Here is a 20,644-nt window from a genome sequence, read left to right as displayed (position 1 = left end):
GGATGGCACCTTGGAAGAATTGTTTATTATTTTCTTGGGGTTATTCACCCGGCCTTCATGAAAAGTCTTGCATAGGCACTTCTGGAAAGCACCCGGCAAGGTGTCAGCCAACCTGACACATTGCCGGAGTTGGCCGACACTATGTCGGGTAGTCACATCCTCCAATCAGGTTTCTTGTCGCACGCCCCGCCCTCTGCGATCTACCGGAGTGCGGCCTTAAAGCTTTCGTCCAGGACCTCAAGCAGAAAATCAGCGTTTGTCTGACTGAAAATCATCGATGGGCGCATTTTCAGAACATTGTCATGGGGGCCTTCAGTACCGATCAAAATACCTCGCTCCCTGGCACCATCGGCTACTTTCCTGGCCAGCTCCGTGGCTGGAACTTTCGTTTTGCGGTCCGTGACAAGTTCTATCCCGAGAAAAAGACCCAACCCGCGCACATCGCCTATTGCATCGTATCGCTGCTGCAACTTACGGAAGCCGTCGAGCAGATAGTTGCCAACGGTCAGTGCGTTGAGTTTCAGGTTATCGCGCTCAATTACATCGAGCACCGAGAGCCCTACAGCACATGAAACCGGACTGCCGGCGAAAGTATTGAAGTACTCCATGCCATTGTTGAAGCTGTCTGCAATTTCTCGCGTGGTCACAACCGCCGACATGGGATGCCCATTGCCAATGGGTTTGCCCATGGACACTGCATCGGGAACGACACCCTGGGTTTCAAAAGCCCACCAATGGCTACCTACGCGACCAAAGCCGACCTGGACTTCGTCAGCCAGGCAAAGACCGCCCTCTGCACGAACCATTGCATAGACTTCTTTCAAGTAGTTTTCCGGGAAGAAAAGTTGCCCGGCCACACTTGGAATGGACTCAGCCAAAAAGAACGCCGGGGATCTGCCCTGCTTGCGCATGAGTTCAATCTGATCCGCCACGCTTTCAGCGAAACGCTTGCCAAGTTCCTCGAACGACCAGTGATCCACACCACGGTAGGCATCCGGGACGGCCGCCTCAAACACATGATCTGCACGCCCTTTACCGGCTTTACGCTTGTACTTGTAAGGGCTGAGGTCGATCAGTTCCTGCGTAGTGCCGTGGTAAGCCCAATCCAGCACAATTGCATCGTTACGCCCCGTGTGATTGCGCGCCATACGCAGCATGAGGCTGTTTGCTTCACTTCCCGAACACCCGAAGGAAGCGACCGCCAGACCTTCAGGCAAGGTAGCCGTGAGCCGCTCTGCATACTCAACGATATTATCGTGCAGATAACGCGTGTTCGTGTTCAGGCGTGATGCCTGCCGCGAAAGCGCTTGCACCACATCTGGATGGGAGTGGCCGAGATGGCACACGTTATTGAAGCAGTCCAGATACGCCCTACCAAAGTTATCGATCAACCAGACCCCATCACCGCGAACGAACTTGATCGGATCTGAATAGGAAATCGACAGGTTTGGAAGCAACAACTCCTTTCGCTTCGCAACAATCTCTGCCTTGGTGCGTCCGTCCTGGCTGTAGGTTTCCGGAGGAATCCCCGCGAGAGTCGATGCATCGGGAAAAATGTCGGCCCATACCTCAAGATAAGCCCGTTCACCTACGCCGATGAATTCGCTCGCTTTCAACGCTGTGTCCGTGGACATTTGAAAATGCACATGGGGAATCCATCCGCCATTTTCCGTATCCGCTCCCATGTATCCCACAAGCGCGCCAGCCTCCAGGCGGTCACCGGGCTTGAGCCGCGCCAAGGCTTCATGAGCCATATGCCCCCACAGCGTCAGGAATGGCGGGCAACCTTCTGGCGAGTGCTCGAGCATGATCAAACCACCATAACCAAGCGGCTCATGCTCGACCTCTACGCTCTGCACCACACCGGCAACGGGCGTATAGAGAGGCGTTCCAGCGGGCATGATCAAGTCGACACCGACGTGAAGGATCCGACGCTGCCCTTCAATGAATCGTGATTCAAACGCCGTGTCGGTGTAGATGGTCCTTTCCTCGCCCCATGGCCCGATACCTAGCGGCACCTTGTGTTCGGCAGAAAAATCATTCCACCACTTCGTTGCCTGCGCTGGACGTTGCTCGGCTGAAGCGATAGTCATCACATGCGAAGCGTCTCCGAACGGAGCAATGACCTTGTTCATCGTCGCAGCGGATGGACGCACGATATCCGCGAAGGACTTGCTGTTTTCGGCCACCCAGCGGCGAACCGCACCAGCGCCTTCGATCGCGTCAAAACCACAGGCTTTACGCAAGATCGCAGTCGCAAGACGAGGGTTCATGCGATCCATCCTTTCCAGAAGGCGCCAGGCCGGCGCTTCGCTGATGCCAAGGTAGGGATTGTCTTGCGTTCGGTCGGATCGCGATGCCGACAAGGTGACGCTCGTGACCAGGCGCATCGCAATGAGATTGAAGAGGACGTCAAGCTCCTCCGGCTGCAGAGGGTACTTCTCATGGAAACCGGCCGTGAGGGCGGCGGCCGCGCCGATTGGATCTTCCATGTCGAGTATGGAATAGGCGCAGGTAATGGCGACTTCGGCAATCAGAATCGTATGGACCGCATCGCCAAAATCGATGATGCCCGAGACTTTCTGATGATTGCGGGAATCGACGAGGATATTCCAGTCATTGCCGTCATTGTGAATGACTTGTGCACGCAGTCGCGAAAGCTTCGGTTGAACGGTTTTTTCGAAACGTTCTATGAAGCGTTCCAGAATGGCCCTTCTGCCAGGATCTTTCACGAAGTGCAGGCGTGAACTCGAACGTGCGGCGTGACGCAAATCCCAGTCGAGATCGCGTACCGCGCCTGGATGCATGAAGCCCTGAAGTGCACGATCTATCTCACCGAACGATTGGCCAAGGCTGCGCATCAATTCGAACGTGCGCTCGACCTCGGCAAGCGGCGTTCCGTGCAACCAGCTGACCAGGCGGACCGCATGGGTTTCGCCGGAGGGCGCTACCGCAGAGGCCAGGTATTCACCGGCAAGGCTTTTCTTGAGAAAAGGCACGGTAAGCTCGGGACTGTGAGTGGCGAGGTGACTGAGAATGGCTGTCTGAAACTCGCTTTCAACTCGAGGTTCAGTCGAGTTGACAACTTTCAGAATCCATCCGGCATCGGTTCCTGTATTCAACCGGTAGTTGCGGTCGCGCTCGCCATCCAGAGGCGTGGCCGTACCGATAACGTTGAAAAGCTGCTCACTCAATTTTTCGGCATCCCCTGTCGAGAACTGGGGGGCAGGATGGGAAAGATTTGTCATGGTAATTGTTTTCCAAGCCATTTTTTTCAGATAGCTTGGCACGCAAAGCCTTGGACGGCAGTAGGTATACGGTCGGCTTCAGCCTGCATATTGTCGGAATCGACCGGCACAATTTCGGTAGCAAAATTAGGGAGTTCTGATGCGCGACCTGGACACGAAAGATCGCGAAATACTCGAAATTCTTTCCAAAGAGGCTCGAATTGCCCTGAAGGCCCTGGCAGCGAGAATCGGGCTTTCAAGAAGTGCTACCAGCGAGCGAGTCATCAACCTTGAACGCAATGGTGTGATCAGAGGCTACCGAGCTGATATCGGCGAAATCGATGCCAACGTGATTCGCGCAATCCTTCTTGTATGCCTGAAACGCACACCCGCAATCAGCTTGCTGGACCTGCTTGCCCAAAACTCGCAGGTACGACGAGTCTCCTCGGTCAGTGGCCAGCTCGATCTGGTCATTGAGGTCGAATCGCGAACTATTGATGATCTGAATCGGGTCAGAGATGCAGTAGCCAGTCACGAAATCGTTGAAGACATCACCACCGCTGTCGTTCTGCGGCGCGATATTGATCGGCAGAGTTCCTGATTGGCAACGGGTGTAATCAAGTCGGCGGAATCGTCGCCAGCATACCGATCAGGATGGTCAACAGCAGAAAACCGCCGAGAAAAATCGTCATCTTGGCCATAGGGCCTCCCACACTATGAATTGGCGGTACAGCAGCGTCGGGGGCTGCCGTACCGGAGATTTATTGTGGGCTGGCGGCTGTATCCGTTACAGAGGCAGATTGCGCTGAAAAATACGGATCAGATCCGCTTTCAGGCTGTGCTTTCGGGCGTTTTGCAGGAAGGAATTTGCGCGCGATGTCCACAAACGGCGTGACGATCAAACCCTGCAGCGTCAAGTAACGCTCGTGATCGTGCTCGCCGGTGCCGAAGTGGATGGTTTCGGGTTTGGATTGTGTTACGTAGAGCGTGCCGAACATCCAGTCCCACAGTGACAGATTGATGCCGAAGTTCTTGTTGAAGTGTCGCGGTGCATCGCTGTGATGAATCTGGTGTTGCGCCGGGCTGCTCAGCACCCGTTCCAGCACCGGCCCGAAGGAAAACCAGACATGGCTGTGACGCAGGTTGGCCGCCAGGCCATTGAAGATGAACACCATGTAGGTCACGCCAAACAAGGTATAGCGGCTGATCTCCCCGCCGCAGGCGTACCAGAAGACCCCGGCAAATGCGCCGACGCAGATGATATCCGTGAGCTTTTCGACCACCTCTTCCAGAAAGTGCACGCGGCTGGCCGTCGCCGGCACCAGCACGGGCGCCGAATGATGGACTTTGTGGAAGGCCCACAGATACCGCGAATGGAAGGCGCGATGGCCCCAGTAATGGCTGAAATCCTTGACCAGAAATACGCCCAGCCCATAGAGCAGGGTCAGCGCCAGGTTCTCTTCCACTTGCGTACGCGCGCCCCACAGCTGGGTGAAGAACGCGATGTAGTCCGCTGAACGCAAGACGTACGGATCGACCAGACCGACGATGGGCAGCACCAGGGCAACCTTGAGGATGGCGAGTACGAAGTAGTAGCGGTAGTCGAGCAGCGCCGAGCGATGCAGGTACACCCGGCAGCCGCCGATGAACTGCCCGAATGAGCGCGCGTCGGTCAAGCCCCGGGATTTGCGGTAGCGGAACAGGCAATAGGCGACGCTGTAAGACATGCAGAGAAAGGCTAGACCGAGTCTGCCGTTGAAGTCGAAAATGCCCAGGAACTGCCGGGTGACCGGCTCGATCACCCACTGGGATAAATGAAGATGGATTGCGGCGAAAACATCCATGCCAGGCTGCCCGACGTAAATGGAAGGGCAATTGTAAATGAGAACGAGTCTTTAGTGTGTTGAATGATGCCCGGTTTTTATCCACCCAGCGCAATGATTGCAAGGATCAGCACGCCCCCCGTGGCGGCCATGATCACCCCACCCTGCCATTGCGTGGCGCCAGCGTATCTGGCGAGCAGCCAGCCTGCGATGAACAGCACCACGAGTCCGATCAGGTTGGACAGGCGGATGGCGAGCGCCGTCTGATCGAGCAGCATGAACGGCACCACCAACGGAAATGTCGAGCACACGACCAACAGGAAAACACCGAGGGCGCCCCTGAAGTCGCTCCAGCCGAGGCCGGCCCTGATCGGCAAGGGGGGCTGCTCGAGCAGCCGACGGCGCAACAACTCCAGGCCCTCACTGCCGGCCGCCGTCGCGAACTGCAACGGCAACACTTGCGCAACGAGCGCCTGACCGGCCGCGGCGTCCGTGCCATTACGCAAGGCCATGTACAGCTTGATCCTGCGCGTGCGCTCGACCAGTGCGCGCAACAGGTACATGACCGCATCGGCCAGTCCCCAGGCGAGATTGCAGCCGAGCGCGGCAATCATCATCGTGCGTTCGGCGGCCTGGTCTGCCGTGGCCACGCTGATGGTGCCGGTGAACGTCATGGCCATCAGCAGGCCGAAGATCACCTCGGTAATGCGCTCGACAGGGTCAAGTACAGGCGCCCTCTCGAATTGAGCATTGGTTGGCATGAACTCACCTCGTCGGTTAGGCACCGGTTGTTCCGGCTGGATATCCGCATCCCCGTCAAGTGTAGATTGAACGGCTACACTCAGGCGCACACGCTATCTGCTTCAAGAGGACTGGTTCATGCTTGAATACTTCGCCCTGGGCGTACTGATATTTGTAGGACTCTTCTTGTTCTACGGGATCATCCTGCTCCACGACATCCCCTATGAAATTGCCGTCCACCGCAACCACCCTCACCAGGATGCGATCCACGCCACCGGCTGGGTCAGCCTCTTCACCTTGCACGCACTCTGGCCGTTCCTGTGGATCTGGGCGATGGCCTATCGGGAGGACCGGGGCTGGGGTTTCAGTGACGGACACTCACCCAAAAGTCATGTGGTTCACCTCGAACAACAGGTCGCCGAGCTGCAAGGCCGGATCGAGCGCCTGGAGTCAGCGATGGGTACGGCACAGAACCGTGTGCCAACGGACAATCTCGGCGAGGGCATTTGAGCCATGGATCTCTTACTCATTCTGACGTATGCCGCTCTCTGCGTAGCCATCTTCAAGATCTTCCGCATCCCCCTGAACAAATGGACGGTGCCCACGGCGGTGCTGGGCGGGATCGTGATTATCGGCACGCTGATTTTCACGATGAACTACAACCACCCCTACTCCGAGGTGGCGCGTTCCTATTTTGTATCGGTTCCGGTGATACCCGTGGTCAGCGGCCAGGTGATCGATGTATCGGTGAAGACCAACCAGCCCCTGGAAAAAGGCGATGTGCTGTTTCGCATCGACCCTGCGCCTTTCGAATACCGGGTGAAATCCCTCAAGGCACAGCTGATTGCCGCCCAGGCCGATCGCGCCCGGATCACCGAGCTGATCAAGCGTAACTTCAGTACCCAACGGGAACTGGATATGGTGGTCGCTCGCAGTGATGACCTGAAGGCACAACTGGACAACGCGCAGTACGAACTCGACAACACCACCGTCCGTGCGCCGAGCAAAGGCTTCGTCACCCATGTTTCACTGCGTCCGGGCATGATGGCGACCAAGTTGCCGCTGCGCCCTTCGATGGTCTTCATTCCCGCCGAAGGGCATTACTTCTCTGCGTGGATGCGCCAGAACAGCCTGTTGCGCCTGACCGAGGGCGACGAGGCCGAGGTCGCTTTCGACGGCATTCCAGGCAAGGTTTTCGAAGGCAAGGTCAAGACCGTCGTTTCGGTCATCGCCGAAGGCCAGATCCAACCGTCAGGCACACTGATCAGCTTCACCGGTTCACCACCGGCCGGCCGGGTTCCGGTGATCATTGAGATCACCGATCCCGACTATGCCCAGTACGCCGACCAGATGCCCGGCGGCGCCTACGGCCAGGCGGCGTTGTACAGCCAGCATTTCCATCACATCGCGATGATGCGCAAAATCCTTCTGCGCATGGCGGCATGGATGAATTACATCTTTCCGTTCCACTAACCTGGCAGCACCGGCAACTGGCTCAATCCTTGAATGGGGCCAGTTGCCGGTTCAGCGAACCGGCCTGATCGCGTGATTGCAGCGACTGATCGAGCAGGCTGAGGGTCAGAGGGAGAAGGCCAGACAGTGGATCGCACCATTGTGGTACTGGAAGAATCGACAAGGAGAAGCGAAGCAGCGAGGGTCGGCGCTAAATAATCCAATACAGCAGCAAGCGAGAAGCAATCCAGTGCGACGCCTGGATCACCCCCCATGCCAGCAGGACACACATCAACAGGTAGCCAGCAAGGAACCTGAACATCGCGTCCCTTTCCATGCAACCCTCCCGGCTTTACAGCCCTACAGGGCGTTCAATGCGAATGCGTAACCCATACTACGCCCGTCTCGCCCTTTAAGGTTTCGATTGCCAGAATGGTTTGCAGTTCCACCGGCTGAGCAATTGCACAGACTTGCCCACCGTTTTTCCTGTCATCCCATTGCCCTGTATCAAGCGCCCAGAGGCGTGTCAGTGGTTGTCCTCTATGGTATCTGTTGGAGGTAGCTCCACTCATTTCACCTTCAGACGAGGATCAATCATGCGGATGTGGATTGAGGGCAGGCGAAGAACCGGCAAGTACCTGGTTGAAGAGGGAACTACAGAGGCAACGGCGACTTCATTGTTTTTTTCTCAAGTCCAGTAATAGTCAGGATGGCGTTGGGATTTTTTTCAACACAATGGACCTGAGCGGACGTTGAGATCTGTTTGTTGTCGCTTTATGTTGTTCGTTTTCATGGAGGATTCGGACTGATGGCACGCTTGGGCTTGATACTGACACCCGGTTTTGCGGACTGGGAATACGCTTTCATTGCAGGAACCGCATCTCCGTTTTACGGGATCGACGTCAGGTTTTTCACCTCTACTACGGGGCAGTTCCGCTCGCAGGGTGGATTGGCTGTAACTGTGGATAGCAGCTTGCAACAATGCCTGGACTGGAAGCCGGACGTTGTTGTCGTCATCGGTGGAATGATCTGGGAGCGTGCAGATGCACCGGACATTCGGGACTTTCTTCATGCTAGTCGTTCAAGTGGAGCGACAATTGCCGGTATCTGTGGGGGGACGCTGGCACTTGCGAGGGCCGGGCTTCTCGACACGGTCCCTCATACTTCGAACAGCGCTGACTTTTTACAACAGAATGCCGCAGGTTATGACGGGGCCATGCTTTATCGAAGCAGTCAAGTAGCGGTGGTTGCCGACCGCATCATAACTGCGCCAGGTCCTGCACCCGTTAGCTTTACCTGCGCAGTGTTCGAAGCTGCCGGGTTATCTTCAGAGATCATTTCGCAGTTCAGGTCAATGTTGGCAGCGGAACACGGGTGACCGCTTCGTCCTAAAAAAACAGCCGATCAGGTGATGTGTTCGAGGTCCGCTCCTGGCCGGTTTCTGCCCCTCACGGACGGCCGCTATGGTTGCGATAGCGTTCGGTCAAGGACTGCACGAGGGTGACGTAGGATTGCGTCTCGGCGTAGGGAGGCACCCCGTTGTACTGGACCACGGACGCTTCGCCGGCGTTGTAACCTGCCAACGCCAGCATCTGGTTGCCGTTGAAGCGCTTGAGCAGCCAGGCCAGGTAGCGCACGCCGCCACGAATGTTCTGTCGTGCGTCGAACGGATCGTCCACGGCGAAGCGCTCGGCGGTGGCGGGCATCAACTGCATCAGCCCCTGGGCGCCGGCTTCGGAAATGACGTTGGGGCGAAACGCCGATTCGGCATGTATCACTGCGCGGACCAGCGCCCTGTCGACACCATAATGACCCGAAGCGGCTTCGATCTCCCGTCGATAGGAATGGGTGTCCAGGCGCAGTGAGGCGACCTTGAAATCCTTCGGCGCCATGCACAGATAGCAGCCCTTGATGTAATAGAGCTCAAGGACATCGACCCGTGCGGAGATCCCGACGGGGCGCCGGCTCACATATTGACGATTACCCTTGTGGATGAAAGTCCATACCCGGATCCGCACCGCGCCTGGGGTGTCGTCCCGCACAACCCGTGGCAGCGCCATTGCCTTGGCGCCGACACCGGCGCCCGCCATGCCATTGAGGCGAGTGCAGCGGGCGCTGGCGATGGCTTGGCTGGTGTAGCTGATGGCTCCGTCCCTGGCTTGGCACTTGAACATGGCGCTGGCGCACAGTGGAGTGACCAGCACGGCCAGCTCGATGCAGCCAAGAAAGCTCTTGCGAGCCCATCGCCATGCTCTGGAACTCATCACATCGCTCCGCGCCGCTGGCGCCGATCAGGCCTGGGGCGCCCGTCCCGGGCGCTGCCTTTGGAGGGCCGATTCTGGGTGACCCGCCTTTTGTTCTGATAGTTATACCCCTTGTAACCGGCCTTGGAACTTGCGTTGACGTACGGGCTGCCGACGTTCCCGGGCGAGGCGCAGGTCTGATTGCTCGCACGACGCGTCGTCCCGGCTTGCCAGGGCTGGGGCGGGACAGGCCCAAGCCACTGGATCTGATGTTTCGAGTATCTGCCGTAAATTTTTTACGCTTTCTTTACGACTGCTGTTTGCGCCCTCAAAGATACTGGCCGCGACTTTTTAGATCGTCCATGCGCCTTGAGGCTTCAGTGGCCCAGGCACATCGTTTTGCCCAAGGATGGCATGCATTTCCTCCCCGTAATTCGAGAGAAGCGACCCTTGAGTGAAACAGCAATCGGAGTACATGAAAACTCGCAATCCAAAGCGTCAGGAGTGGGCTTGCTCGTCGCCGCGGTCGGAGTGGTTTACGGGGACATTGGCACCAGCCCCCTCTACACGCTCAAAGAAGTATTTTCTGGCCACTACGGAGTTCAGGCCAACCACGACGGCGTGCTGGGTATTCTGTCGTTGGTCTTCTGGTCACTGATCTGGGTCGTCTCGATCAAATATGTGCTGTTCATCCTGCGTGCCGACAACCAGGGTGAAGGCGGCATCATGGCATTGACGGCTTTGGCTCGCCGCGCAGCCGCCCCTTATCCGCGCATGAGTAAAATACTCGTTCTGCTTGGCCTGTTTGGTGCGGCACTGTTTTACGGGGACAGCATGATCACCCCAGCTATTTCGGTGCTCTCTGCGGTTGAAGGGCTACAGCTGGCGTTTGACGGAATTGAACACTGGGTCGTGCCTTTGTCAGTGATCGTGCTGGTGGCGCTGTTCTTGATACAGAAACACGGCACGGCTCGCATCGGCATTCTGTTCGGCCCAGTGATGGTGCTGTGGTTTGTCGTGCTGGGTGCGCTGGGGGTCTATGGCATTTTACAGCGGCCGGAAGTGTTGCAAGCGCTCAATCCATACTGGGGAGCGCATTTTTTCATCGCTCATCCGGGAATCGGTGTGGCCATCCTCGGGGCAGTGGTGCTCGCGCTGACGGGCGCCGAAGCACTGTATGCAGACATGGGGCACTTCGGTCGCAAACCCATTGCCCGCGCCTGGTTCATTTTGGTATTGCCAGGACTGGTACTCAATTATTTTGGCCAAGGTGCCTTGATCCTGGAAAACCCTGAGGCGGTGCGCAATCCATTTTATTTGCTCGCGCCGGGCTGGGCACTGCTGCCGATGGTCGCACTCTCTACACTGGCAACCATCATCGCTTCTCAAGCCGTGATCTCCGGCGCATTTTCCCTGACACACCAGGCCATCCAGCTTGGGTATGTCCCTCGCATGTTTATCCAGCATACCTCCAGCCAGGAGCAGGGACAGATCTACATCGGTACCGTTAACTGGGCGTTGATGGTCGGTGTTGTGCTGCTGGTACTTGGTTTCGAGTCGTCCAGTGCTTTGGCCGCCGCTTATGGGGTCGCTGTTACGGGCACCATGCTGATCACCACCATCCTGTCCTCGGCCGTCGTCCTGCTGCTATGGAAAACCCCGCGCTGGCTGGCCGTTCCCATGCTGCTCGGTTTTCTGCTGGTAGACAGCCTGTACTTCGCGGCCAATGCTCCGAAGATCTTCCAGGGCGGTGCGTTCCCGGTGATTGCTGGCATTGGCCTGTTCATTTTGATGACCACCTGGAAACGTGGGCGCAAGATTATTGTTGAACGGCTGGACGAAACCGCGCTGCCGCTACCACTGTTTATCGGTAGCATCCGCACGCAGCCCCCTCATCGGGTACAAGGTACGGCGGTATTTCTGACAGCCAGGTCCGATGCCGTTCCGCATGCGTTGCTGCACAACCTGCTGCATAACCAGGTTTTGCATGAGCAAGTGGTATTGCTTACGGTGGTGTCTGAAGACAGCCCTCGTGTGAGTGCTGATCGACGGTTTGAGGTTGAAGCGTATGGCGAAGGGTTCTTCCGGGTCAGTCTGCACTTTGGCTTTATCGAGGAGCCCGATGTCCCCTTGGCGTTGAGTCTCTGTCACTTGGCCGAGCTGGACTTCAGCCCGATGCGCACCACCTATTTCCTGAGCCGGGAAACGGTGATCCCGACCAAGCGCATCGGTATGGCCCGTTGGCGAGAAAGCCTTTTCGCCTTTTTGCTCAAGAACGCCAACAGCAACCTTAAGTACTTCAAGTTGCCGTTGAATCGGGTGATAGAACTGGGCACACAGGTGGAGATGTAAGGAACTGGCAAGATCGCACCGGCGGTCTTGTTTGCTCGGCAGCAATCGGCCCATTCCCGAAGAGTGACAATCGGCCAAAAGCACTCTCTGACGACGAACCCTGCCCTTACGCAGTAGTCAAAGCAAGTGACGGCATCGCCACTCGCTATCACCGTCCTCACAAAGAGGGGGCCTGATGAATCTTCTTGCCACATGTAAGGGTGTGTGTGTTCCTCTGGCTCTGTGCATGGCTGTGCTCCTGGCATTTGTGGTTTCCTGCAGTACATTGCCCAGGATAGTGCCCGATATGGCTCGCGCGCCCTCTGCGCCTGTGCAGCTCGACGGGGTACACGGGCCTCTGTCAGCCGAGCGCAGCAAGGCCATTCTCGAGCGACTCGAGTCCACCGGCGCAGAGACCGACATCTTCGACGTGCACCTCGCAATCGAAGAGTCCATCGTCGGCAGCCCGCTGACGGAAGGAAACAAGGTCGACTTGCTGCAGGACGGCCCCACCACCTACCAGTCGATGATCAAAGCCGTGGAAGCAGCGCGCGACCACATCAACATGGAGACCTACATCCTCGACGATGATGAAGTCGGCCAGCGCTTCGCCACCGCGCTGATCGCTCGGCAACGGCAAGGCGTACAGGTCAATCTGATCCGTGACAGCGTCGGAACCCTTAAAACATCATCAGCGTTTTTCTCTCAATTGACCGACGCGGGCGTCAAGGTGCTGGAGTACAACCCAGTCAATCCGGTGACGGCCAAAGCGGGCTGGGACGTGAACCAGCGCGACCACCGAAAGCTGCTGATAGTGGACGGTCGTATTGCCTTTCTCGGCGGGATCAACATCAGCAGCGTCTATTCGGGGAGCTCGTTCAATTCTTACTCGAAGACTCGCCCAAATGGTGATTTGCCCTGGCGCGATACCGACTTGCGCATCGAGGGGCCTGTGGTTGCGGAACTCCAGAAGCTGTTCATCGGAACCTGGGCTACCCAGAAAGGCGAACCACTCGCGGCTCGCCACTACTTTCCGCCGCCTGAGCGCAAAGGCACCGAGGTGGTGCGGGCCATCGGAAGCTCGCCAAATGAGCCGTTCAGCCTGATCTATGCCACGCTGATTTCGGCGCTGCGTAGCGCGCAATCCGAGATATGGCTGACTAACGCCTACTTTATTCCCGACCCGCAGTTGCTGGCGGCCCTCAAGGAGGCTGCAGCACGTGGCGTCGACGTCAAGCTGGTGCTGCCCGGCAGCACCGATTCGTGGCTGGTGTTCCATGCTGGACGCGCCTACTACAGCGAGCTGTTGAAAGCCAACGTCAAGCTTTACGAACGCAAAGACGCGCTACTCCACGTCAAGACAGCAGTAATCGATGGCGTGTGGTCGACTGTCGGCTCCACCAACCTCGACTGGCGTAGTTTCCTGCACAACGATGAAGTCAACGTTGTTGTGCTGGGCGCCGGGTTTGGAAAAAAAATGCAGGAGGCATTCCTGGCCGATCTGGCCAAGTCGAACGAAATCAAGATGGAAAAGTGGCAGAGCCGCTCGCTCGGTGTGAAAGCCAAGGAGCAGATGGCGCGCCTTTGGGAGTACTGGCTCTGAGTTGAGTGGCGTGTCATCGGGATTACACACATAGGCACACAGATCGGAAAAAATCACCTGCCCCTGTTCTGAGGCAGGCCGCTCTGGCGCTCACGTCACTTCAGATACCACCCCCAGGGTTCGCCGTTGTAGCGGGTGATCTGCTTGGTTTCCAGGTAGTTGTTGTACCCCCACTCGCCCAGTTCGCGACCGATGCCGCTTTGCTTGTAGCCGCCCCAGGGTGCCTCGACGAAGGTCGGCTGCGAGCAGTTGACCCACACGATGCCCGCGCGAAAACCGCGAGCGACCCGTTCGCAACGCGGGATATCCCGGGACATGACGGCCGCCGCCAAGCCGAACGGCGAGTCATTGGCCAAACGGATCGCTTCGGCTTCCGTGTCGAAGGCGCGCAGGCACACCACCGGGCCGAAAATCTCCTCGCGCCAAACGGCGCTGTCCTCGGGGACATCGGCGAAAATCGCTGGCGTCAGGTAATAACCCTTTTGCAGATTAACCGGCCGCACACCGCCCGAAACCAGTCGGGCGCCCTCGGCCTGGCCGGCCGCAATGGCCGCCAGCACCTTGTCCAGCTGCCCCTGGCTGACCAGCGGCCCGAGCTTCACCCCTTCCTCGAAGCCCTGGCCAATCTGAATCTGCTCGGTGGCGGCAATCAAGCGCTCCAACAGCGCCGGGTACAACCGGCGTTCCACCAGCACCCGCGAGGTGGCTGAACAGACCTGCCCCTGGTTCCAGAAGATCCCGAACAGAATCCACTCCACCGCCGCTTCGAGGTCACTGTCAGCGAAGATCACGAAGGGTGATTTGCCGCCCAGTTCCAGGCTGATGTTTTTGATCTCGCTGGCGGCGGCCTGCATGATCTTGCGTCCGGTCGGCACGCTGCCGGTGAAGGCGATCTTGTCGACCTGCGGGTGTTCGGCCAACGGCGCGCCCGCCTCGCGTCCCAAGCCCGTGACCACATTCAGCACCCCGGCCGGCAACCCGGCCTTGTCGGCGATGCCGGCCAGTTCGAGGGCAGTCAGCGGGGTCAGTTCGGAAGGCTTGAGCACCAGGGTGCAACCCGCTGCGAGTGCCGGGGCGACTTTCCACGCGGCCATCAGCATCGGGAAATTCCACGGGATGATCGCCGCGACCACGCCCACCGGTTCCTTGATCACCGATGACGTGAAGCGCGCATCCGGCAACTCAATCGACTGCTCGTTGTGTGAGTCCGACTGCTCGGCAAGTCCCGCATAGAAGTCGAAGCACCCGGCGGTATCGGCGATGTCCCACAATGCTTCCGGCAACGGCTTGCCATTATCACGCACTTCGATGGCCGCCAGTTCGTCCTGGCGAGCGCGGATGCCCTCGGCGATTTTCCTCAACACTTGCGCCCGTCGGGCACCGGGCCAGCGTGGCCAGTCGCCCTCGTCAAACGCCCTGCGCGCCGCCGACACGGCCAGATCGATGTCCTCTGCGGTCGCCGAGGCAACCCGCGCCAGAACCGACTCGTCACTCGGATCGAGCGTGTCGAAAACACCGCGCTGAACCGGGGCGATCCATTCGCCACCGATGTACAACCGTTGATAGTCACCCATGGGACACTCCTTGATCCTGCGGTGCCGACGCTGCTGGTAAAGCTGTTCGGCGACCTGCAATTGCTCGCGGTCATTGACCCCGAGCACGTCGACTTCATCCACTTCCACGGCCGTCACCGTCAGTCCCGCTTCGTTGGCCACCGCCACCGCTTCGGTGAGGTAGTACTCGCCTTGGGCGTTCAGGTTGCCGATACGCTCCAGCAGCCACAGACAGGTATCGGCGCGCAGGCCCATGACGCCGCCGTTGCAGAAGTTGATGTCCAGCTCCTGCGGGCTTGCATCCCTGGCTTCGCGAATGCCCCGCAAGCGCCCCTGCTCCACCAGCAGCCGCCCGTAAGGCCCGGGCTGTTGGGTGTGGAAACCCGCCACCGCCACCGCCGCGCCGTCAATCAATGCCCTGCGCAAGCGATTCAAGGTCTGCGGGGTAATCAAGGGTGAGTCGCCGAACAGCACCAGCACACAACCCTGTTGCTGTTCGTGCGCCTGCAAGGCCGGTCGGGCCGCGAGCACCGCGTGGGCCGTGCCCAGTTGTTCGTGCTGGGTAAACACCTGCGCCGTCGGTGCCACCTGTTGCAGGTACTCGGCCACCTGCCCGCCGCCAGCGCCCACCACCACAGCCCGTTGCTCGATACCCGCCGCCGCCACCGCCGCCAGCACATGACCGAGCAGCGGCTGGTTGCCCACCGGGTGCAAGACCTTGGGCAGCGGCGAACGCATGCGCGTGCCCTGCCCGGCCGCGAGAATCACCGCCAGCGTCGGCCAACCAAAGTTGTCGCTCATCACCATCCTCCTGCGTGCATCCCGGCTTCAGGCCGGATCGCGATAGAACACATCGTCGGCGTACGGGTACCACCAGTCCTGAATCTTCGGCTGGTGGTCGATGATGACCATTTTCGAACGGCGGAACGCTTCCAGCCCCTGACGCCCTAGTTCGCGCCCAAGGCCAGACATCTTCCAGCCACCGAACGGCAGCGCATCGTTATCGATCAGCGGATTGTTGACCCAGACCATCCCCGCCTCCAGACGCTCGGCGGCTTCCATGGCTTCGGCCAGGTCAGTGGAAAACAGCGAGGCACCGAGGCCGAACGGCGAGTCGTTGGCCAACCGCACCGCTTCATCGAAATCGCTGACCCGGCAGATTGCCGCCACCGGGCCGAAGCACTCTTCCTGCAAAATCGCCATGTCACCGGTCACGCCGGTGAGGATGGTCGGTTCATAGAACCAGCCGACGCTGTGCCCGGGTGGAATGCGCCCGCCACACACCACTTTCGCGCCCTTGGCCACGGCGTCATCGACCAGGCGCATGACTTTATTGCGCGCGGCTTCGCTGACCATCGGCCCGATCTCCGAGCGTTCCAGGCCATGACCAATGCGCAAGGCACGGGTACGCTCGGCGAATTTCGCGACAAATTCGTCATGGATATCATCGACGACGTAGAAGCGTTCCGCCGAGGTGCAGATCTGCCCGCTCAAGTGGAACGCCGCGGTCACCGCGCCTGCCGCTGCCACTTCCAGCGGTGCATGCCTGGAGATGATCAGCGGATCGCTGCCACCGGCCTCGATCACACAAGGTTTCATCCGTTCGGCACAGGCCACGGCCACCGCTTTGCCTGCCGCCACACTGCCGGTGAAGGCCACCGCGTGGGTCTGCGCCGACTGCACCAGCAACTGCGCGGTGACCGCATCGCCCGGTACACAAGACACCAGCCCAGGCAGCAACGCGGTGAAGTGCTCCATGAACTTGAGGGTGCACAGGGTCGTGGCTTCCGCCGGTTTGATGATGCAGGCGTTGCCCGCCGCCAAGGACGCGGCGACCGTCCAGCACATCAGCAGGATCGGAAAGTTGAACGGCATGATGTGCACGCTGACACCATACGGCTCGTAACGCACATGCTGGAACGAGCCGATCTGCGTGGTGCCGGCGACCTTGCCGGCATCGTCCCGGGCCATTTCTGCGTAGTAGCGAAAGATCGGCGCGCAGTTGGCCAGCTCGCCCATGGCTTCGGGAAACGGCTTGCCCATTTCCAGGGTCATCAGGCGCGCGACTTCACGGTTGCAGGCAGCGTTCTGTTCGATGGCGTTGGCCAGCTGATGCAGGCGCGCGGCGCGGCTTTTCGCGTCGATCAGGCGCCATTGGCGTTGCGCGGCGGTGGCGGCATCGGTGGCGGCTTGCACATCGGCTTCGCCACACACGCCGACTTGCCCGACCGGTTGCAGGGTCGCCGGGTCGAGCACTTCGCGCACGCGGCCCTCAGTCAGCGGCAGGAACTCGGGGTTGATGAAACGCAATGTAATGTCAGTGTTGAACGTGGCCATGGGATGATCCTTGAACCAATCGATAAGGGGTTTCACGCAACGTCGCCAGGGTCTGGGCGGGCAGTTCTTCACGCCAGCCCGGCACGTGCCGGTCGAGCCATTGGCGCAGCGGCGCAAAGGCCTCGGCGTCCAGGGCGCGGACAAACAGACTCAGGGTGCGCGGCAGATGCGCCAGGTAACCGTGCTTGCCGTCTCGGCCGGCCAGGCGCACGAAAATCCCCAGCACCTTGGCGTGACGCTGGGCGGCCAGGCGCCGGTAATCTTCGAGAAAGCCCGACGCATCCAGCTCCGGGCGCTGCAACAGGTAATGACTGATCAGTGCCTTGCGCAGCGCTTCGGGCACGTCGCGCCGGGCGTCTTCGAGCAGCGACATCAGGTCATAGGCTGCCGCCCCGACCAGGGCATCCTGGAAATCCAGCAAGCCGCAGGCGGCGACACCTTCACGGCCTTGCAGCAGCATCAGGTTGTCGACGTGAAAGTCGCGCAGCACCAGGGCTTCGCGGCGTTTTGCGACATCGCGGCAGGCGTCGGCGAACAACGCCAGATATTCATCGCGCAGGTTGTGCGCCGCCTCTTTGCCGATCAGCAGCGGAATGTACCAGTCGATGAACAGCGCGTACTCGGCCGCCAGTCGCTGTTCGTCGTAAGGCGCCAGTTCCGTGGCTGGCGTTGCGCAATGCAACGCCACCAGCGTATCGACCGCCAGGTGATACAACGCCGACTCCGAATGCCCGGCCAGCAGTAGCCGGGTGTAGGTGTCGTGACCGAAATCCTCGATCAACGCCAGCCCCGCTGCTTCGTCCACATCCAGCAAGGCCGGCGCGGACAGGCCCAGCCCCTGTAACTGCCGGGCGATCCGCACGAACGGGCCGATGGGCTCGCTGTCGGGCGGCGAATCCATCAGCAGCAGGCCCGCGCCGTCCAGACGGAAATAGCGCCGACTCGAAGCATCCGCCGGCAAGGCGACCAGCAAGGTCCCGGCGAAACCGGCGCGGGCCAGAAAGGCGGCGCGCTGGTCGTCACGGGTTGGCAATGACGCCAGTGCATCTTTCATGGCAGTCACCGGATCATGTAGACCTTTTTGATGGTCTCGTGGACGGTGCACACACCCTTCCAGTCCTTGCCGAAGAAAGCGGCGGTGTCCGGCTTGATCTCGATTACTTCACCGGACTCGTGGACGTACGTGCAACGACCTTCGAGAAAGTGGCAGAACTCGTCGCTGGTGACATGGCAGAACCACTTGCCCGGGGTGCAGATCCAGATACCGCATTCGGACTGGCCTTCCGGCCCTTTGTGCAGCACCACGCCGGATACACGGGACTCACCTTCAAGCATGGTCGGGATCACGCCCCAATCCTTGACGTCGGTGATGCTCAGCGGGTCGTACAGAAACGGGGTAGTCATGTGTTGCTCTCCAGGTTGTGTGTGTGTGTGTAGGAGCGAGCCTGCTCGCGATGGACGTCAACGATGACGCGTGCTGTCTGGATGACCACGTTGTCCTGACGTTTTTCGCGAGCAGGCTCGCTCCTACATGGTTATTCAGGTTGTGTGCTCGCGATGGACGTTAACGATGACGCGTGCTGTCTGGATGACCACGTTGTCCTGACGTTCTTCGCCAGCAGGCTGGCTCCTACAGGGATTGCAGTGTTTCTCACAGGTTCAAGCCAGCATATAAACGTTACGCAGGGTTTCCCGGACGTGGCATTCGCCGGTCCAGCCCGCCGGGAAAAGCACCAGGGTGTTGGGGCGCACTTCAATCACTTCACCGTTGTCGTTACGGTAAGTGGCGTGCCCCGCGATGAAGTGACACAACTCGTCCCGGGGAATCGACAGCCGCCAGCGACCGGGGGTGCACACCCACAATCCGGTTTCCGGGCTGTTGTTCGGGCCCTTGAACAGCAAGCGGCCGCTGGAATGCGAGACACCTTCGACGGCGTCGCTCTGCACGCCCCAGTCCACCAGGTCGGTGCGGCTGCTGACGGCTTCGAGGTACGGCGTGATACCCGCCGTGGTGGATGAATCAGGCATCGTTGAGCACCTTGTCGAGAATCGCGGCCGCGTCTTGCGGCCCCTTGCGTGATTGCATCTGCGCGCTGGTGCGCTGCAGGCGTTGGCGCATCGCCCCGTCGTTGAGGCACGCGTGGAGTTTTTCCGCGAGCTGTTCTTCGCTCCATTCGTAGCGATCGAGCTTGAAGCCGTGGCCGCTTTCTTCGGCGCGCATGGCGTTGTCGTGGCCGTCCCAGACGTACGACATGACAATCGCCGGTTTGCCGAAGAACAGGCACTCGGTGAAACTGTTGTTGCCGCCGTGGTGGATCACCGCGTCGACCTGGGCAATCACCGACGGCTGCGGGAACCAGTTGGAAATCTGCACGTTGTCCGGCAGGTCCGGGTATTCGTCGAGGTGTTCGCCAACGTTGAACAGCGCCCGGTAAGGCAGCTTGCCCACCGCCTTGATCAGGCGCTTGAGCAGCTCGACATCGCCGGAACCGAGGCTGCCGAAACTGGCGTACAACAGCGGCTTGTCGTTGTTCGCACGGAACTGCGGAATCTCGTACGGCGTGTCGTGGCGCACGCAACCTTGCAGGTAATGGAAGCGCTCGGCCGGCAATGGATGGCGTCGGTCGAACTTCACCGCATCCGGGTACAGCAGCAGGTTCATGAACGGCGAGGCTTCAAAGAAGGTCCCCAGCGGATAGGGCTGCTCGCCATGAGCTTGCAGAAACTGGTTGAAGTCCTCGTGGATCGGCCCGACCACTTCCTCGAAGCGCTGGCGGAATTGCGCGTGGCCCGCCTTGTCGTCGATGCTCATGCCCGACAGGTGCGGCGGGATATCCGGGTCTTCGATCTCGTTTTCCGAGCAGGAAATGATCCGCACCCACGGCTTGCCGTATTGCTTGATTGCCGGGAACAAGATCACGTTGTCGACGCAGATCAGGTCGGGCTTGACCTTGTCCAGCACCGCCGGCAGGTCCTTTTGCGCCCACTTGGCGGTTTCGACGATGGCCGCCCAGCATTCCTTGACGTAGTTGTCGATCTGCTCCAGCGGCGACTTGCGGAAATTCGGAATGTGGCCGTTGATGAAATCCACCCAGTAGCGGGCCATCTCTTCGGCCGGCATCGGCGCCGACATGTTGACCATGTGCTCTTCAAAACCATAACCGGCGTAGACACCGCTCATGCCCGGGTCGGTGAGGAACACCGCTTTATGCCCCAGGGCTTCACAGGCCTGGGCGATACCCACTGAGTTCAGCGCCGGGCCGTAGGCGGCTTCCGGAAAGAATGCGATCACTTTCTGTTTCATCGAGTGCTGCTCCTGCCTGGTCTTTTTATT

At 59.4% G+C, this 20,644-nt stretch carries 16 protein-coding genes and 1 pseudogene; 6 read left to right on the top strand and 11 right to left on the bottom strand.

The features are described 5' to 3' along the window. Positions 1-200 precede the first annotated feature (200 nt). Positions 201-3,248 (bottom strand): aminotransferase class III-fold pyridoxal phosphate-dependent enzyme, encoded by a 3,048-nt coding sequence (locus KGB29_RS05765; RefSeq protein WP_150814625.1) that lies wholly within the window; start codon positions 3,246-3,248, stop codon positions 201-203. Between the two features lie 139 nt (positions 3,249-3,387). Here KGB29_RS05765 and KGB29_RS05760 point away from each other — a divergent pair, with 139 nt between their 5' ends. Beyond that, the gene (locus KGB29_RS05760) at positions 3,388-3,828 is read left to right on the top strand and encodes an Lrp/AsnC family transcriptional regulator (protein WP_102671896.1); all 441 of its coding nucleotides are present in this window, start codon (positions 3,388-3,390) and stop codon (positions 3,826-3,828) included. 160 nt (positions 3,829-3,988) lie between these two features. On the opposite strand, the gene KGB29_RS05755 is transcribed toward KGB29_RS05760, so the two are convergent. Beyond that, complete coding sequence (locus KGB29_RS05755) at positions 3,989-5,071, bottom strand: sterol desaturase family protein (protein WP_150814614.1); 1,083 nt, start codon at positions 5,069-5,071, stop codon at positions 3,989-3,991. A gap of 77 nt (positions 5,072-5,148) precedes the next feature. Then, positions 5,149-5,811, bottom strand: a complete 663-nt coding sequence (locus KGB29_RS05750; RefSeq protein WP_150814615.1) for a hypothetical protein — start codon at positions 5,809-5,811, stop codon at positions 5,149-5,151. A gap of 118 nt (positions 5,812-5,929) precedes the next feature. On the opposite strand from KGB29_RS05750, the gene KGB29_RS05745 reads away from it, so the two are divergent. The 3 genes from KGB29_RS05745 to KGB29_RS05735 all read left to right on the top strand — a co-directional run bounded on the left by KGB29_RS05745 (position 5,930) and on the right by KGB29_RS05735 (position 8,621). Beyond that, entirely contained in the window at positions 5,930-6,301 is a 372-nt protein-coding gene (locus KGB29_RS05745) for a DUF3302 domain-containing protein (protein ID WP_090456221.1), read from the top strand. A gap of 3 nt (positions 6,302-6,304) precedes the next feature. Then, positions 6,305-7,264 (top strand): HlyD family secretion protein, encoded by a 960-nt coding sequence (locus KGB29_RS05740; RefSeq protein ID WP_150814616.1) that lies wholly within the window; start codon positions 6,305-6,307, stop codon positions 7,262-7,264. Between the two features lie 787 nt (positions 7,265-8,051). After that, a complete protein-coding gene (locus tag KGB29_RS05735; RefSeq protein ID WP_150814617.1) occupies positions 8,052-8,621 on the top strand; it encodes a DJ-1/PfpI family protein in 570 nt (189 codons plus the stop codon). A gap of 70 nt (positions 8,622-8,691) precedes the next feature. Here KGB29_RS05735 and KGB29_RS05730 read toward each other — a convergent pair whose 3' ends face one another. After that, entirely contained in the window at positions 8,692-9,507 is an 816-nt protein-coding gene (locus KGB29_RS05730) for a lytic transglycosylase domain-containing protein (RefSeq protein ID WP_090456229.1), read from the bottom strand. Positions 9,508-9,936: 429 nt separating this feature from the next. Here KGB29_RS05730 and KGB29_RS05725 point away from each other — a divergent pair, with 429 nt between their 5' ends. Both KGB29_RS05725 and cls read left to right on the top strand, forming a co-directional pair. Beyond that, positions 9,937-11,838, top strand: a complete 1,902-nt coding sequence (locus tag KGB29_RS05725; RefSeq protein ID WP_150814618.1) for a potassium transporter Kup — start codon at positions 9,937-9,939, stop codon at positions 11,836-11,838. Between the two features lie 286 nt (positions 11,839-12,124). Continuing rightward, complete coding sequence (gene cls / locus KGB29_RS05720; RefSeq protein ID WP_223507720.1) at positions 12,125-13,420, top strand: cardiolipin synthase; 1,296 nt, start codon at positions 12,125-12,127, stop codon at positions 13,418-13,420. Positions 13,421-13,515: 95 nt separating this feature from the next. Here the strand turns inward: cls and KGB29_RS05715 are convergent, their stop codons facing one another. The 7 genes and pseudogenes from KGB29_RS05715 to KGB29_RS05685 all read right to left on the bottom strand — a co-directional run bounded on the left by KGB29_RS05715 (position 13,516) and on the right by KGB29_RS05685 (position 20,614). Then, on the bottom strand, positions 13,516-14,994 hold the full coding sequence (locus tag KGB29_RS05715; RefSeq protein WP_223507723.1) for an aldehyde dehydrogenase family protein: 1,479 nt from the start codon (positions 14,992-14,994) through the stop codon (positions 13,516-13,518). A 324-nt stretch (positions 14,995-15,318) separates the two neighbouring features. Next, positions 15,319-15,774: pseudogene (locus KGB29_RS05710) on the bottom strand (NTP transferase domain-containing protein); the annotation flags it as partial. A gap of 27 nt (positions 15,775-15,801) precedes the next feature. After that, on the bottom strand, positions 15,802-17,310 hold the full coding sequence (locus KGB29_RS05705) for an aldehyde dehydrogenase family protein (RefSeq protein WP_150814621.1): 1,509 nt from the start codon (positions 17,308-17,310) through the stop codon (positions 15,802-15,804). After that, on the bottom strand, positions 17,291-18,364 hold the full coding sequence (locus KGB29_RS05700) for an aminoglycoside phosphotransferase family protein (protein ID WP_150814622.1): 1,074 nt from the start codon (positions 18,362-18,364) through the stop codon (positions 17,291-17,293). Before KGB29_RS05700 ends, KGB29_RS05705 begins: the two co-directional genes overlap by 20 nt. Before the next feature lie 5 nt (positions 18,365-18,369). Further along, a complete protein-coding gene (locus KGB29_RS05695) occupies positions 18,370-18,714 on the bottom strand; it encodes a cupin domain-containing protein (protein ID WP_007976122.1) in 345 nt (114 codons plus the stop codon). Positions 18,715-18,969: 255 nt separating this feature from the next. Next, positions 18,970-19,338: a cupin domain-containing protein gene (locus KGB29_RS05690; RefSeq protein WP_008049636.1), complete on the bottom strand. Its 369-nt coding sequence runs from the start codon at positions 19,336-19,338 to the stop codon at positions 18,970-18,972. Further along, entirely contained in the window at positions 19,331-20,614 is a 1,284-nt protein-coding gene (locus KGB29_RS05685) for a nucleotide disphospho-sugar-binding domain-containing protein (protein ID WP_150814623.1), read from the bottom strand. Before KGB29_RS05685 ends, KGB29_RS05690 begins: the two co-directional genes overlap by 8 nt. Positions 20,615-20,644 lie beyond the last annotated feature (30 nt).

Origin of the sequence: Pseudomonas sp. BF-B-30 (assembly GCF_019956305.1) — a bacterium.
Taxonomy (GTDB): Bacteria; Pseudomonadota; Gammaproteobacteria; order Pseudomonadales; family Pseudomonadaceae; genus Aquipseudomonas; species Aquipseudomonas jessenii.
Note: the sequence above shows the minus strand (reverse complement) of the source record. Positions and strands in the feature narration are given on the sequence as shown.

What these genes read in the sequence shown, in the direction of transcription:
- KGB29_RS05765 (WP_150814625.1), bottom strand. Translation starts at nt 3,248, where the DNA reads ATGACAAATCTTTCCCATCCTGCCCCCCAGTTCTCGACAGGGGATGCC.
- KGB29_RS05760 (WP_102671896.1), top strand. Translation starts at nt 3,388, where the DNA reads ATGCGCGACCTGGACACGAAAGATCGCGAAATACTCGAAATTCTTTCC.
- KGB29_RS05755 (WP_150814614.1), bottom strand. Translation starts at nt 5,071, where the DNA reads ATGGATGTTTTCGCCGCAATCCATCTTCATTTATCCCAGTGGGTGATC.
- KGB29_RS05750 (WP_150814615.1), bottom strand. Translation starts at nt 5,811, where the DNA reads ATGCCAACCAATGCTCAATTCGAGAGGGCGCCTGTACTTGACCCTGTC.
- KGB29_RS05745 (WP_090456221.1), top strand. Translation starts at nt 5,930, where the DNA reads ATGCTTGAATACTTCGCCCTGGGCGTACTGATATTTGTAGGACTCTTC.
- KGB29_RS05740 (WP_150814616.1), top strand. Translation starts at nt 6,305, where the DNA reads ATGGATCTCTTACTCATTCTGACGTATGCCGCTCTCTGCGTAGCCATC.
- KGB29_RS05735 (WP_150814617.1), top strand. Translation starts at nt 8,052, where the DNA reads ATGGCACGCTTGGGCTTGATACTGACACCCGGTTTTGCGGACTGGGAA.
- KGB29_RS05730 (WP_090456229.1), bottom strand. Translation starts at nt 9,507, where the DNA reads ATGAGTTCCAGAGCATGGCGATGGGCTCGCAAGAGCTTTCTTGGCTGC.
- cls (WP_223507720.1), top strand. Translation starts at nt 12,125, where the DNA reads ATGGCTCGCGCGCCCTCTGCGCCTGTGCAGCTCGACGGGGTACACGGG.
- KGB29_RS05715 (WP_223507723.1), bottom strand. Translation starts at nt 14,994, where the DNA reads ATGGGTGACTATCAACGGTTGTACATCGGTGGCGAATGGATCGCCCCG.
- KGB29_RS05705 (WP_150814621.1), bottom strand. Translation starts at nt 17,310, where the DNA reads ATGGCCACGTTCAACACTGACATTACATTGCGTTTCATCAACCCCGAG.
- KGB29_RS05700 (WP_150814622.1), bottom strand. Translation starts at nt 18,364, where the DNA reads ATGAAAGATGCACTGGCGTCATTGCCAACCCGTGACGACCAGCGCGCC.
- KGB29_RS05695 (WP_007976122.1), bottom strand. Translation starts at nt 18,714, where the DNA reads ATGACTACCCCGTTTCTGTACGACCCGCTGAGCATCACCGACGTCAAG.
- KGB29_RS05690 (WP_008049636.1), bottom strand. Translation starts at nt 19,338, where the DNA reads ATGCCTGATTCATCCACCACGGCGGGTATCACGCCGTACCTCGAAGCC.
- KGB29_RS05685 (WP_150814623.1), bottom strand. Translation starts at nt 20,614, where the DNA reads ATGAAACAGAAAGTGATCGCATTCTTTCCGGAAGCCGCCTACGGCCCG.